At 61.3% G+C, this 11,620-nt stretch carries 11 protein-coding genes; 1 reads left to right on the top strand and 10 read right to left on the bottom strand.

Annotated features, from left to right (window positions below):
• Positions 1–12: 12 nt before the first annotated feature.
• Entirely contained in the window at positions 13–1,200 is a 1,188-nt protein-coding gene (locus ACP7D9_RS24855) for an ATP phosphoribosyltransferase regulatory subunit (RefSeq protein ID WP_016771944.1), read from the bottom strand.
• A gap of 89 nt (positions 1,201–1,289) precedes the next feature.
• On the opposite strand from ACP7D9_RS24855, the gene ACP7D9_RS24860 reads away from it, so the two are divergent.
• The gene (locus ACP7D9_RS24860) at positions 1,290–1,496 is read left to right on the top strand and encodes a hypothetical protein (protein ID WP_397504581.1); all 207 of its coding nucleotides are present in this window, start codon (positions 1,290–1,292) and stop codon (positions 1,494–1,496) included.
• Positions 1,497–1,513: 17 nt separating this feature from the next.
• Here ACP7D9_RS24860 and hflC read toward each other — a convergent pair whose 3' ends face one another.
• The 9 genes from hflC to ACP7D9_RS24905 form a co-directional block, all read right to left on the bottom strand.
• The gene (gene hflC / locus ACP7D9_RS24865) at positions 1,514–2,383 is read right to left on the bottom strand and encodes a protease modulator HflC (protein ID WP_016771945.1); all 870 of its coding nucleotides are present in this window, start codon (positions 2,381–2,383) and stop codon (positions 1,514–1,516) included.
• A complete protein-coding gene (gene hflK / locus ACP7D9_RS24870; RefSeq protein ID WP_076565403.1) occupies positions 2,383–3,549 on the bottom strand; it encodes an FtsH protease activity modulator HflK in 1,167 nt (388 codons plus the stop codon). The genes hflC and hflK overlap by 1 nt, the downstream gene beginning before the upstream one ends.
• 96 nt (positions 3,550–3,645) lie before the next feature.
• Complete coding sequence (gene hflX / locus ACP7D9_RS24875) at positions 3,646–4,947, bottom strand: ribosome rescue GTPase HflX (protein WP_426159897.1); 1,302 nt, start codon at positions 4,945–4,947, stop codon at positions 3,646–3,648.
• Between the two features lie 12 nt (positions 4,948–4,959).
• Positions 4,960–5,226, bottom strand: coding sequence for an RNA chaperone Hfq (gene hfq / locus ACP7D9_RS24880; RefSeq protein ID WP_090280768.1), 267 nt, complete (start codon positions 5,224–5,226; stop codon positions 4,960–4,962).
• 95 nt (positions 5,227–5,321) lie between these two features.
• Entirely contained in the window at positions 5,322–6,293 is a 972-nt protein-coding gene (gene miaA, locus ACP7D9_RS24885; RefSeq protein WP_101157745.1) for a tRNA (adenosine(37)-N6)-dimethylallyltransferase MiaA, read from the bottom strand.
• Entirely contained in the window at positions 6,293–8,200 is a 1,908-nt protein-coding gene (gene mutL / locus ACP7D9_RS24890) for a DNA mismatch repair endonuclease MutL (RefSeq protein ID WP_101157747.1), read from the bottom strand. Before mutL ends, miaA begins: the two co-directional genes overlap by 1 nt.
• Positions 8,197–9,576 carry an N-acetylmuramoyl-L-alanine amidase gene (locus tag ACP7D9_RS24895; RefSeq protein WP_371918374.1) on the bottom strand — a complete coding sequence of 460 codons (1,380 nt, stop codon included), beginning with the start codon at positions 9,574–9,576 and terminating at the stop codon, positions 8,197–8,199. The genes mutL and ACP7D9_RS24895 overlap by 4 nt, the downstream gene beginning before the upstream one ends.
• 51 nt (positions 9,577–9,627) lie before the next feature.
• On the bottom strand, positions 9,628–10,098 hold the full coding sequence (tsaE, locus tag ACP7D9_RS24900) for a tRNA (adenosine(37)-N6)-threonylcarbamoyltransferase complex ATPase subunit type 1 TsaE (protein WP_426159898.1): 471 nt from the start codon (positions 10,096–10,098) through the stop codon (positions 9,628–9,630).
• Entirely contained in the window at positions 10,086–11,585 is a 1,500-nt protein-coding gene (locus ACP7D9_RS24905; RefSeq protein ID WP_426159899.1) for an NAD(P)H-hydrate dehydratase, read from the bottom strand. The genes tsaE and ACP7D9_RS24905 overlap by 13 nt, the downstream gene beginning before the upstream one ends.
• Positions 11,586–11,620: the final 35 nt, after the last annotated feature.

An 11,620-nucleotide genomic window follows, 5' to 3' on the forward strand; every position in this document is an offset into this window, starting at 1 on the left:
CGGCAGGAAAACTCAAGAAGCCAGTGGCGATACTTGCCAAAGCCCGTTCTGCTGAATCAATTGCCGGTCGCAGTCCGCATCACGGGCGGCGGCCAAAGGTTGTCCAGGCAAGGCCTGAACGACACGCTGACCCTCACTGCGCAACTGGCAAACCTGCTGCCAGAGTGCCGCATCCGTACTGTCAGGCATCCAGATACCGCCAGACGGTAGCTCGATCTCAGCACGCCCCAGGGTCACCAGGGTTTTCAAATCGGTAGAGAAACCAGTTGCCGGACGGGCGCGACCGAAGTCGGCGCCGATGTCATCGTAACGACCGCCCTGAGCGATGGACTGGCCAACGCCGGGCACGAACACCGCGAACACCACACCGGTGTGGTAGTGATAGCCACGCAGTTCGCCGAGGTCGAAATACAGCGGCAGCTGCGGGAAGCGCACGGACAGACGCTCGGCGATCGCCAGCAAGTCTTCCAGCGCCGCCAGAACCGGCGCGGGCGCATTGGCCAGACGCTCGCGGGCAGCGCTCAACACTTCCCGGCCACCGCACAGATCAACCAGTGCGCGCAGCATGCCGGACAGATCGGCCGGCAGGCCTTCGGTCAGGGTAATCACTTCATCGATGGCCTTGCGTTGCAGGGCGTCGAACAGCTGCTGCTCGACTTCACCGGACAGACCCGCGGCGCGCGCCAGACCACGGTAGATGCCAACATGTCCGAGGTCCATGTGCACGTCCGGTACATCGGCCAGTTGCAGCATGGCCAGCATCAGACTGATGACTTCGACGTCGCTGCTCGGGCTGGCGTCGCCGTACAACTCGGCGCCCAACTGGATCGGGCTGCGCGAGGAGGACAATGCACGTGGCTGGGCGTGCAGTACGCTGCCGGCGTAGCACAGACGGCTAGGGCCTTCGCGGCGCAGAGTGTGCGCATCGATGCGCGCAACCTGCGGCGTGATATCGGCACGGAAACCCATCTGCCGGCCCGATTGCGGGTCGATGACCTTGAAGGTACGCAGATCCAGGTCCTGGCCCGCGCCGGTCAGCAGGGATTCCAGGTACTCGATATGGGGAGTCACGACGAATTCGTAACCCCAGCTCTGGAACAGATCCAACACCTGACGACGCGCGACTTCAATGCGCGCCGCCTCCGGTGGCAGTACTTCTTCGATGCCATCTGGCAGCAGCCAGCGGTCTACCGTTGCCATTACGCCATTCCCCTTTGATCCGGGCGGCCAGCACGAGGGCGAGCCTTGAGTGAAGCAGAAAATGACCGGGGCGTTCAAAACGCACGCGCATGAACGACGCAGCGAAAGGCCTGTTACTGGCTTCGCCCATCACTTTCCTCGAAAAACGCTCGGGCCGTTCAAACCCGATGCCTGCAACAAAAACAGCAATCAAACGTGCAGACGCAAAAAAGCCGGGAATTTCCCGGCTGCCGCATCATACACACGTTTTCCGAAAGGATCACCCCGCCCGAGGTTTTAGCCGCCGGGCGGAATGATTCAGGTCAACGCCGTGTCAAGGTTTGGCTTTTTCCAGGTAGCGGAAGAAGTCGCTGCTTGGGTCGAGGACCAGGACGTCGGATTTGTTCGCGAAGCTTTCACGGTAGGCACGCAGGCTACGGTAGAAACCGTAGAATTCCTGATCCTGGCCGTAGGCCTTGGAGTAGATCGCAGCAGCCTGGGCGTCACCGTCACCGCGAACCTCTTCGGATTCACGATAGGCTTCAGCCAGCAGCACGCGGCGCTGACGATCAGCGTCGGCTCGGATGCCTTCGGCCAGCTCGTTACCCTTGGCGCGGTGCTCGCGAGCTTCACGCTCACGCTCGGTGCTCATACGCTCGAACACACTGCGGTTCACTTCTTTCGGCAGATCGATCGCCTTGACCCGGACATCGACCACTTCGATACCCAGCTCTTTTTCGGCCATCTTGTTCAGCGATGCAGTGATGTCAGCCATCAGCGCATCACGCTCACCCGACACCACTTCGTGCAGGGTGCGCTTACCGAACTGGTCACGCAGGCCGGATTCCAGACGACGGGACAGACGCTCGTCGGCGATCTGCTTCAGACCCGAAGTCGCGGTGTAGAAGCGCTCGGCATCTTTCACCCGCCACTTGGCGTAGGCATCGACCATCACGGCTTTCTTTTCCAGGGTCAGGAAGCGCTGCGTCGGTGCATCCAGCGTCAACAGACGCGCATCGAATTTGCGCACCTGGTTAACGTAAGGCACCTTCACATGCAAACCCGGCTGGACATCGGCCTGAACCACACGACCGAATTGCAGCAGCACCGCGCGCTCGGTCTGAGCGACGATGTAGAAGCAATTCCAGCCCACCAGTACCACGACGACGCCAACGATCAGGGCGATCAGCGATTTATTGCTCATCAGCGGGTCTCCCTTGTACGCGTCTGCGGCACGTCAGTGACATGCGGCGTGACGTCCGTGTTGTTGCTGGCGGCCGAACCGGTCACCGGTGCATTACCCGAACTGTTCTGGATCATTTTGTCCAACGGCAGGTAGAGCAGATTGCTCTGGCCGTTCTTGTTACCGGTCACAAGCACCTTGCTGGTGTTGCTGAAGACTTCCTGCATGGTGTCCAGGTACAGACGCTCGCGGGTGACTTCAGGTGCCTTGCGATATTCGGCTACCAGCTTGGTGAAGCGATCAGCCTCACCCTTGGCGCGCGAGATCGTTTCGTCGCGGTAACCGTTGGCATCTTCGATGATGCGCTGGGCCTGACCACGGGCTTCCGGCACCACGCCGTTGGCGTAGGTTTCGGCCTGGTTGCGCGAACGCTGCTCGTCTTCACGGGCGCGGATCACGTCGTCGAAGGCTTCCTGTACTTCACGCGGTGCCGCTGCGCTCTGCACGTTGACCTGGGTAACGGTGATACCGGTGCGATAGGTATCGAGGAAACGTTGCAGACGCTCCTTGATCTCGCTGGCCATCAATTCACGACCTTCGGTGAGCACCTGGTCCATGGCGGTGGAACCGACCACGTGACGCAGGGCACTTTCAGTCGCGTGCTGCAGGCTGATTTCCGGCTGATCGACGTTCAGCACGAAGTCCTGCAGGTTGCTGATCTTGTACTGCACGGTCAGCGGCACTTCGACGATGTTTTCGTCTTCAGTCAGCATCTGGCCCTGCTTGGAGTACGCACGCTCGCGCGTCACGTTTTCCATGTACTTCTTGTCGATCGGCGGGAAGTAGATGTTCAGGCCCGGGCCAACAGTCTCGTAGTACTTGCCGAAGCGCAGCACCACGGCTTGCTCCTGCTCGTCCACCACGTAGACCGCGCTGTACAGCCAGACAGCCGCCAGCACCACCAGGCCGATGCCGAGCAGGCCGCCGAAGCCGCCACTGCTCCTGCCCGACCCGCCGCCATCATCACCGCGTTTCTTACCACCACCGAACAACCCGTTCAGGCTTTCCTGCAGCTTTCGGAAGGCCTCGTCGAGATCCGGTGGTCCCTTGCGGTCGCCGTTATTGCGGCGCTTGCCACCCCAGGGATCCTGATTATTCGAGTTGCCACCCGGCTCATTCCAAGCCATAGCGCTCTCCATCTGATAAAGCAAAGACGCACCCACGGCGCGCCGACCAATGCTACAGAATGCCTGCCGTTGCGGCACAACCGCTTTTTCAGGCTTTTATTGCAAAGTGTGTTGCTCGATGAATTCCATCGGCTGCAATCCTTCGCGGCTTACCAATCGATTCAGCTCGATCCGGGGCAAACGAACGGCCAGCAGGCTGACACCTTCTTCATCGTATTCTTCTTTCTGCACCGCCCCGAGTTCGAAGAACTGCGCACGCAGTCGAGCGAATCGTTGCGGCAGACGCAAGGTACCAACGAACAAATCACTGCCGAGCAACTCGGCGATGGCCTGTTCAAGCAGTTCCAGACCGCTGCCATCACGCGCCGAAAGCCAGACCCGTTGCGGCTTGCCATCGGCATCGCGCTGGATCTGCGGCTCGACACCTTCGAGCAAATCGAGTTTGTTATAGACCTCGAGGATCGGCAAGTCCTGCGCGCCAATCTCGCCCAGCACCACCATCACCTGCTCGATCTGCAACATGCGATCCGGTTCGGCCGCATCGATCACGTGCAGCAGCAGGTTGGAATTGCTCGACTCTTCGAGCGTAGACCGAAATGCCTCGACGAGCTTGTGCGGCAGGTGACGAATGAAACCCACGGTGTCGGCCAGAACAATCGGACCGAGGTCGTCAAGCTCCAGACGGCGCAGGGTCGGGTCGAGCGTGGCGAACAGTTGATCGGCCGCGTAGACGTCGGACTTCGTCACGTTGTTGAAGAGTGTCGATTTGCCGGCGTTGGTGTAGCCCACCAGCGAAACGGTAGGAATGTCCGCACGGGATCGGCCGCGGCGCGATTGCTCGCGCTGGCTGCGCACTTTTTCCAGCCGGCCCTTGATCTGACGCAGACGAACCCGCAACAGACGGCGGTCGGTTTCGAGTTGGGTTTCACCCGGGCCGCGCATACCGATGCCGCCACCCTGGCGTTCAAGGTGAGTCCAGCCGCGAACCAGCCGCGTGCTCATGTGGTCAAGCTGGGCCAGTTCGACTTGCAGCTTGCCCTCATGGGTGCGCGCGCGTTGGGCAAAAATATCGAGAATCAGCCCGGTGCGGTCGATCACGCGGCACTCGAAAACACGTTCGAGGTTGCGCTCCTGACTGGGCGTGAGAATGTGATTGAAAATCACCAGATCAGCTTCTTCAGCCTTGACCAGGTCGCGTAGCTCTTCGACCTTGCCGCTGCCGATCAGATATTTGGCGGTTGGCCGATGACGCGGCACGTTAAAAAACGCAACGGCCTCGGCGCCGGCCGAATTAGCCAACTCCTGAAACTCCTGCGGATCTTCGCGCGCCTCAGGGTCCTGTCCATCCAAGTGAACGAGGATGACTCGCTCACCACCACCGTGGCGCTCAAAGAACAAAGGAGACTCCTATCAGGCGTTACCTGGAGCTGGCTCTGCGTCGCCCTGTTCGTTTTCGGTTGCGCTAGGCAGACGAATTGGACGAACCGGTACGACAGTCGAGATAGCGTGCTTGTAGACCATCTGGCTGACGGTGTTTTTCAGCAGGATCACGAACTGGTCGAACGACTCGATCGTCCCTTGCAGTTTGATACCGTTGACCAGGTAAATGGAAACCCCGACTTTCTCTTTACGTAAAGTGTTCAGGTAAGGGTCTTGTAGCGAATGCCCTTTTGACATGTGCCGCACTCCTTTAAGGATTCAATAATAAAAAATAGGTAATTCAGATGGCTTTGGCCGTCACACCCCCAAGGATAGACGGCAATTGCAAGGACTCAGCTCAATATGGAGATGGTCCCAAGGTATTTCAAGGCGCGTGGCAGATTGTCGCAATCAAGACTGTCCAGCCAGTGCAAATCGTCCCAGCTGCGCAGCCAGGTAAACTGGCGCTTGGCCAATTGGCGCGTGGCGATGATGCCGCGCTCCTGCATCTGGGCCAACGTCAGCTTGCCGTCCAGGTAATCCCAGACTTGGCGGTAGCCTACCGCACGTATAGACGGCAACCCCGAATGCAGGTCACTTCTTTTACGCAGGGCTACGACCTCGTCGATGAACCCCTGTTCCAACATATTTGTGAATCTTTGTTCAATTCGCTGGTGCAGAACCTGGCGATTTGCCGGAGCAATGGCCAGGTTCGCGACAGTATAGGGTAATTGTTGGCGTCCAGAAGCGGCTGCTTCAGTACTTTGCGCAGATTGTTGCTCGCGCAGGGCAGTCATGCTCTGCCCGCTGACTCGGTACACTTCCAGCGCCCGACTCAAGCGCTGCGGATCATTTGGATGAATGCGCGCTGCCGACACCGGATCGATTTGCGCCAACTGCTCGTGCAGCACCTGCCAGCCGAGGCGTGCCGCTTCTTCCTCTATTTGCGCGCGCACCTGGGCATCGGCCGCCGGCATGTCCGCCAGACCTTCGACCAACGCCTTGTAATAAAGCATCGTGCCGCCGACCAACAGCGGGATCTTTCCCCGCGCAGTGATTTCGGCCATGGCCTGCAGGGCGTCGCGACGGAAATCGGCAGCGGAATACGCCTCGGCAGGGTCGAGAATATCGATCAACCGGTGCGGGTATTCGTTTAGCAGTGCTTTCGAAGGCTTGGCCGTGCCGATGTCCATGCCGCGATAAACAAGCGCCGAGTCGACACTGATCAATTCGCACGGCAGCACCTTGGTCAGCTCGATGGCCAGATCTGTCTTGCCCGCAGCGGTCGGGCCCATCAGGAAAATCGCTGGAGGCAGCTGGCTCATCAACGACCGCGCAGGAACAGTTTGTCCAGATCGTCCAGGCCCAATTGGGTCCAGGTCGGTCGGCCATGGTTGCATTGACCACTGCGCTCGGTGTTCTCCATGTCACGCAGCAGGCCGTTCATTTCCGGCAGGGCCAGGCGCCGGTTGGCGCGGATCGCCCCGTGGCAGGCCATGGTGCCGAGCAGTTCGTTGAGGTGCGCCTGAATGCGATCGCTGGTGCCGTATTCCATCAGATCCGAAAGCACGTCGCCGACCAGTCGATTGGCTTCCGCCTGCTTGAGCAATGCTGGAATCTGCCGGATCGCCAAAGTTTCCGGGCCCAGCCGCTGCAATTCGAAGCCCAGCCGCTGGAACCACGCGGCGTGTTCTTCAGCGCAATCGGCCTCGCGCTGACTCACCGCCAGCGACTCCGGCACCAGCAACGGCTGACCACTGAGGCCTTCGCTGGCCATGGCGATTTTCAGGCGCTCGTACATGATGCGTTCGTGGGCGGCATGCATATCCACCAGCACCAGGCCATGGGCGTTCTCGGACAGAATATAGATGCCCTTGAGCTGCGCCAGTGCATAGCCGAGCGGCGGGATATCTTCCTGGCCGGTCGGCAGTGCGCTGGCATTGGCTTCCGGCAGCGGCGCGAAGAACTCTTTGTAGGCAGCTTGCGCCTCGGCGACAGGCACCGTCGATTGCGGACGCGGCGTGTATTGATACTGATAAGCGCCGCCAGCGCTGGCGCCGGACGCAGTGTTGAATGCCGGTTGCGCCTGCGGCTGCTCGAGCAGCGCATTGGCGGCCAGACGCATCTCGCCTTGCGGGCCGAATTCGCCCGCCTCGATTCCGCTGGGCCGAACGATTGCCGTGGTGACCGAGCCGGCCAACTGGTCTTCCGGACGCACATCGCCCAGCGCACGGTGCAACGTGCCATACAGGAAATCGTGAACCATGCGCCCGTCACGAAAGCGCACTTCATGCTTGGTCGGGTGCACGTTGACGTCGACCGCTGCAGGGTCTACCTCGAAAAACAGCGCGAAGGTCGGATGCCGGCCGTTGAACAGCACGTCGCGATAAGCCTGGCGCACGGCGTGGGCCACCAATTTGTCGCGCACCGCCCGACCGTTCACAAAGAAATACTGCAAGTCCGCCTGACTGCGGTTGAAAGTCGGCAAACCGACCCAACCCCACAGGTGCAAACCATTGCGCTCGATCTCGATCGGCAACGCCTGCTCAAGGAAACCCGAACCGCAGATCGCCGCCACGCGCCGCGCACGGGCCGCGTCATCGTGGGCCTCGTGCAGGCTGAGAATGGTTTTGCCGTTGTGGCGCAAATGAAACGCTACGTCGAAACGCGCCAGCGCGAGACGCTTGATCACTTCTTGCAGGTGATCGAATTCGGTTTTTTCGGTCTTGAGAAATTTGCGCCGTGCCGGGGTGTTGAAAAACAGGTCGCGGACTTCCACCGAGGTGCCAACCGGGTGTGCAGCCGGCTGCACGCGCGGTGCCATGTCACGCCCTTCGGTTTCCACCTGCCAGGCCTGATCGGCATCGCGGGTGCGCGAGGTCAGGGTCAGACGCGCCACAGAGCTGATCGACGCCAGCGCTTCGCCCCGAAACCCGAGGCTCATCACCTGTTCCAGATCTTCGAGATTGCGAATCTTGCTGGTGGCGTGCCGGGCCAGCGCCAGCGGCAGGTCATCGGCAGAAATACCGCTGCCGTCATCACGCACCCGCAGCAGCTTGACGCCGCCCTGTTCGACATCGACATCGATACGCTTGGCACCGGAATCGAGGCTGTTTTCCAGCAGCTCCTTGATCACCGAAGCCGGGCGCTCGACCACTTCACCGGCGGCGATCTGGTTCGCCAGCCGTGGGCTGAGCAGTTCGATGCGCGCCGTGTTCAATACCTGGTTCATTCTTTCGACGCCAGTTCGGTGCCTGGAATAGTCAGGTGCTGACCCACTTTCAGCTCGTCACTCTTCAGATTGTTGGCGGCACGCAAGGTGGCCGGCGAAACCTGATAGCGCACGCCAATCATCGCCAGGGTTTCCCCCGGGCCGACGCGGTGGTCGCGCGGGCCTTGGGCAATCTTGCCGGAATCACGCAGCCAGGCGATGTAAGTGCCCGGCGGTGGATTCTGCTGGAAGAACTGGCGCACACCGCTGCTGATCGAGCGGGCCAGCGCTTGCTGATGGCTCGAGGCCGACAGTTTGTTGGCTTCGTTGGCGTTGGAGATGAAACCGGTTTCGACCAGGATCGACGGGATATCCGGCGACTTCAGCACCATGAACCCGGCCTGTTCCACGCGCTGTTTGTGCAGCGGTGTGACGCGGCCAATATTGGTCAGAACCTTCTGACCGACGTTGAGGCTGGAGGTCAGCGACGCGGTCATCGACAGGTCGAGCAGCACGCCGGCGAGCATGCGGTCCTTGTCGTCGAGGCTGACGTTGCCGGCACCGCCGATCAGGTCGGAACGGTTTTCACTGTCGGCCAGCCAACGGGCGGTCTCGGACGTAGCGCCACGATCAGACAGGGCGAACACCGAAGCACCGAAAGCGGCTGCGGACGGCGCGGCGTCGGCGTGGATCGAGACGAACAGGTCGGCGCCCTTCTTGCGAGCGATTTCGGTACGCCCGCGCAATGGAATGAAGTAGTCGCCAGTACGGGTCAGTTCAGCGCGGAAGCCTTTCATGCCGTTGACCTGACGCTGCAATTCGCGAGCGATCTGCAGCACCACGTCTTTTTCACGCTGGCCGCGCGAGCCGGACGCGCCCGGGTCTTCGCCACCGTGGCCGGCGTCGATCACAACGATAATGTCGCGTTTGCCGGCCGGGGCAGGCGGCAGTTTGATCGCCGGTTCAGTCGGGGTCACCGGCACTGCCGGCACGGTCGCCACCGATGGCGTTGGCGCAGGCGGCGGCGCGGCATCGGCCGGGTTGTCGAACAGATCGACCACCAGACGGTTGCCATACTGCGCGTTCGGCGCCAGCGAGAAGCTTTTCGGAGTGACGGCTTTTTTCAGGTCGATGACCACCCGCAGGTCGGTCGGCGTGCGCTGGGCCGAGCGCATCGCGGTGATCGGCGTGTTCGCGGTCTGCACGTTCAACGGCGCGCCAAGGGAGGCGCCATTGATGTCGATCACCAGCCGGTCCGGCGCGGTCAGGGTGAAGACGCTGTGCTGCACCGGGCCGCTCAGGTCGAAGACCAGTCGCGTGTTGTCCGGCGCCCGCCACAGGCGCACGCTGTTGACCTTTGAGTCGGCCACAGCGTTGACGGTTACTGCCATCAACATCAGTCCAGCGGCAGCCACCAACGCGCGAAAGCGCATACCAAACCCCATCATTTAATTGGATTCCAATGCCAAAGCGGCACACCAGGCCTCGCCACGCGAGCCCTGGGACAAAATTTTCAGCGAACGCCCGCTGTCTTGCGGGGTAATGGTAATGGTCAGGTCAGGCTTTGGCAAAAAGCCTGCACCTTTATCGGGCCATTCGATCAGGCACAGGGCATCGTCTTCGAAGTAGTCGCGGATGCCGAGAAACTCCAGCTCCTCCGGATCGACCAGGCGATACAGGTCGAAATGGAAGGCGCGAATGTCACCGATCTCGTAAGGCTCGACCAACGTGAAGGTCGGACTTTTCACCGCGCCGACATGCCCCAGCCCGCGAATGATGCCGCGCGACAGGGTGGTTTTGCCCATGCCCAGGTTGCCCTCGAGAAAAATCAGGCCATGGCCCTGGGTGACGCGGGCGATCCGTGCGCCAAAGTCGCTCATCGCCTGTTCATCGGCCAGGTACAGGGTTACTTCAGACACGGTGCTTGCTCCTCGAACAACTGACGAATGGCTGAAATCAGATCACTGGCCGCCAGCCCACGGCCGAATTTGCCTTGTTGCATACCCGCGTTGGCGTGCAGCCAGACGGCCAGGCATGCCGCGTCGAACGCATCCATGCCTTGGGCCAGCAGGGCGCCGATCAATCCGGCCAGCACATCGCCGAGGCCGCCCGTAGCCATCGCCGGATGTCCTTGATGACACAGCGAAAGACGCCCGTCGGGATGGGCGATCAGGCTACCCGAACCTTTGAGCACGACCACCGCTGAGTATTTTTTGCTCAGCGCCAGCGCTGCCGCCGGGCGATCCGCCTGCACCTCGGCGGTGCCGATAGCCAACAACCGCGCCGCTTCGCCCGGATGCGGGGTAATCACACAACCCTTGGGTAATTGAACGAAGCCGCTGGCCAGCAGGTTCAACGCATCGGCGTCCCATACCTGCTGCAAGGATGCGTTGGCTGCGGCGGACAACAATGCGCGCCCCCAACTGGCCTGCCCCAACCCGGGACCGACGACCAGCGTCGAGACCTTTTCCAGCAAACCTACCAACTGATTGGCCGACGAGGTGCCGAGGGCCATGGCTTCCGGCACCCGGGTCAGCGCCGCCGGGACGTGTTCGGGACGCGTCGCCAGCGACACCATGCCCGCGCCGCTGCGCAGGGCCATTTGCGTACTGAGTAAAATCGCCCCGCCAAAGCCGTGATCGCCGCCGATCAGCAGCACATGACCAAAGCGACCCTTGTGCGCCGTCGGTGCGCGCGGCGCTGGTCGCGGAAGATTAGCCTGGCTAAGGCGCCGGGCGCGGACAGCAATGTCACTATAAATGTCGGCGCTGGCCTGCAGATCATTGAATACCAGTTCACCGATGTGATCGGCGGCGTCGCCAGTGAACAGGCCAACTTTCAGGCCGATAAAAGTCACCGTGAGATCAGCATGCACCGCGACGCCCAAGATTCTTCCGGTGTCGGCGCAAAGCCCGGAAGGAATGTCGACTGCCGTTACGGGCAGACCGCTGGCATTGATCGCGTTGATCACAGCCGCATAGGGCTTGCGTACCTCGCCGCTCAAGCCTGTGCCAAGCAAGGCATCGACGAGGACGCCGCGCAGCTCGCTGTCATCTGTCCAGTGCTGCGAGGCAACGCCTGCGGCCAGTGCCTTTGCATGAGCAAGCGCCGCATCCCCTTGCAAGCGCTGTGGATCGCCCACCGCCAGCAGGCGTACAGCCCAACCGGCGCGAAGCGCCAGTACGGCGATGAGATAACCGTCGCCAGCATTGTTGCCATGCCCGACGAGCACCGTCAGTTCGTTCGCGTCCGGCCATTGCCGCACCAGCGCGCGCCAGGTCGCCCGGGCCGCCCGCTGCATCAATTCGAAGCCCGGCGTGCCGGCGGCAATCAGCCGGGCGTCGAGCTCGCGCACCTGGGCGGCGCCGTACAGTGCGTCGGGTAATTCATCTTTCGTCTGCGGCATGCGTCTTCGAGCTCCGATGTCTGGCAGAATTATAC

Origin of the sequence: Pseudomonas sp. TSRC2-2 (genome assembly GCF_049897785.1) — a bacterium.
GTDB lineage: Bacteria > Pseudomonadota > Gammaproteobacteria > Pseudomonadales > Pseudomonadaceae > Aquipseudomonas.